Source organism: Mesorhizobium sp. M7A.F.Ca.AU.002.02.1.1, assembly GCF_003998535.1.
Classification (GTDB): domain Bacteria; phylum Pseudomonadota; class Alphaproteobacteria; order Rhizobiales; family Rhizobiaceae; genus Mesorhizobium; species Mesorhizobium ciceri.
In genome coordinates, this window is record NZ_RZPB01000864.1 from 1 (window position 1) to 2302 (window position 2302).

The window sequence follows — 2302 nt, forward strand, 5'->3', positions numbered from 1 at the left end:
CCCCCGTCCGACAGCGCCGCCGGCACCTGCACCGAAGCCGGCAACGCAAAGCTACCAGCCGACCAATGTCACGCCGTTGCCCGCCTACGGCTCCGCCAACGCCAACACCGCCCGGCACGCCCCGCCACCACCGCAGCCGGTGCAGGACAGCATCGACGACACGCTGATGAGAGAACTTGAAGTATCGCTGGACCAGCCCCGTTCGGGCGGCCAGGTGGGCAAGCCGGCGGCGCCGCAGTCGCTCGACGACGAGATGACCAAGCTTCTCGGTGAACTCTCCAGCCAGAAGAAATGAGCGACCGCCGGGTCGCTATCCCCGCGAAACACCGTCGCCGGTCCGGCTGCCGAACCACCTCGTCCGAAGCCCCGAGGGTTTTCGATCTTCGCGCGCCCTGAGCGGTGGATGCCGCACCAATGAAAATGGCCGGAAAACCGGCCATTTTCAGAATCGAGTTCGTTCGAGACAGCCGGCCGTGAGCTTCAGTCGTCGCGATAGACTTTTTCGCGGCGCTCATGCCGCTCCTGCGCTTCGATCGACAATGTCGCGATCGGACGTGCATCGAGCCGCTTCAGCGCGATCGGCTCGCCGGTTTCTTCGCAATAGCCGTAGGTGCCTTCGTCGATGCGTTGCAGGGCGGAATCGATCTTTGCAATGAGCTTGCGCTGACGGTCGCGGGCCCTGAGTTCGATGGCCCGGTCGGTTTCCGAAGAGGCGCGATCGGCCAGATCGGGGTGGTTGGCGTTTTCTTGCTGCAGGATTTCCAGTGTTTCGCGCGCTTCGCGCAATATGTCATTCTTCCAGGTGACGAGCTTTGAGCGGAAGTAGGATTTCTGCCGCTCGTTCATGAACGGCTCGTCTTCGGAGGGTACGTAATCGGCGGTAACGATGTCGTTCATTCGACTCACCCAAACTGCCCCAAATTTGGCGCCTATATATTCGTCGTCCGACGCCTGCACAAGCGCAATCGGCCGCTGTTTCACGCAATTGTTAAAGTACCCGGGCACGCGTCTTTGCAGCCGCGTACGGTCGCTTTGGTACAAACTCCGCCGCGACACTTTGGATCCGGTGACGCATATTTTCCCTGATCGCGGTGCCCCCGGGGCCGATATGCAAGCGCATTTTGCAGCAGCCAGCGTTGGCTGATTCGCCGTGTTTGAAGAGCACGGGCCATTGTGCGCGACGCCGTTCTCGTGGCTAATCCCGGAAGGCTTCGGCATTCGGAGGTTGGGTGAGCAGGCTTTATCTGTTGCGACATGCCAAGGCTGGCTGGGCATTGCCCGGCATGCGCGATTTCGACCGTCCGCTCGATGCGTCCGGCCGCGCCGATGCCGAAATGATAGGCGCCGCCATGCGCTCCCGCCTCTATGTTCCGGACCGGACGCTGTGCTCCAACGCCAAACGCGCCAAAGAGACGCTGGAAGGCCTGGCCGGCCAGACCGACACCGGCCGGGTCCTGTTCTTCGACGGGCTCTACAGCGCGGACGCGGCCGGTTATCTCAACCTTATCAGGAACAATGGCGGATCGGGCTCGTTGCTGGTCATCGGCCACAACCCGATGATGGAAGACCTTGCCATGGCAGTTTCGGGCGGCGGCGACGAGGCTGCGCGGGCCACGCTGAACCATGGGTTCCCGACCGCGGGCCTGGCGGTCGTCCGCTTCGACGGCGATCTTGCCAGCGCCGCCCAAGGCACCGGCTATCTCGAAGCGTTCCTGACGCCGGCCGATCTCTGAAGCCATTTCAAAGCCTTGTTGCAGCGCCTATATCGGACGGACCGAAGTTCGAGAGAGCATATTTTGGCATCATCGCTGACCACCTTCACCGACGAGGCGAGGATTGCCCTCGACACGCTATCGGGCCGCGCCACCGGGCTTTTTTCCCCATCGCTGCGCCTCGGCGTGACCGGATTGTCCCGCGCCGGCAAAACGGTGTTCATATCGGCCCTTGTCCACAATTTGATCCATGGCGGGCGCCTGCCGCTGTTCGAGGCGCAGAAATCGGGGCGCATCGCGCGCGCCTTCCTCGAGCAGCAGCCCGACGACGCGGTGCCGCGTTTCCAGTACGAGGACCACATCGCAGCCTTGGTCAACGACCGCGTCTGGCCCGATTCGACGCGCGCCATTTCGGAGCTGCGGCTGACCATCGAATATGAATCGGCTTCCGGCTGGAGCCGCATGTTTTCCTCGGGCAGATTGTCGGTCGATATCGTCGATTATCCCGGCGAATGGCTGCTCGATCTGCCGCTGCTCGGCAAATCCTTCGCCGATTTTTCCCACGAAGCCTTTGAGATGGCCGTTCTGCC

3 protein-coding genes and 1 pseudogene are annotated in these 2302 nt (G+C 62.5%); 3 read left to right on the forward strand and 1 reads right to left on the reverse strand.

Features of this window, described 5'->3' with window-relative positions:
• Positions 1-295 (forward strand): annotated as a pseudogene (locus tag EN879_RS32490) (hypothetical protein); the annotation flags it as partial.
• Between the two features lie 185 nt (positions 296-480).
• Here EN879_RS32490 and dksA read toward each other — a convergent pair.
• Positions 481-897 (reverse strand): RNA polymerase-binding protein DksA, encoded by a 417-nt coding sequence (gene dksA / locus EN879_RS32495; RefSeq protein WP_013531862.1) that lies wholly within the window; start codon positions 895-897, stop codon positions 481-483.
• A 332-nt stretch (positions 898-1229) separates the two neighbouring features.
• Here dksA and EN879_RS32500 point away from each other — a divergent pair, with 332 nt between their 5' ends.
• Both EN879_RS32500 and EN879_RS32505 read left to right on the forward strand, forming a co-directional pair.
• Complete coding sequence (locus tag EN879_RS32500; protein ID WP_063167923.1) at positions 1230-1733, forward strand: histidine phosphatase family protein; 504 nt, start codon at positions 1230-1232, stop codon at positions 1731-1733.
• A 63-nt stretch (positions 1734-1796) separates the two neighbouring features.
• Positions 1797-2302, forward strand: a 506-nt coding sequence (locus EN879_RS32505) for a YcjX family protein (RefSeq protein ID WP_164774722.1), incomplete at its 3' end; no start/stop codon positions are given.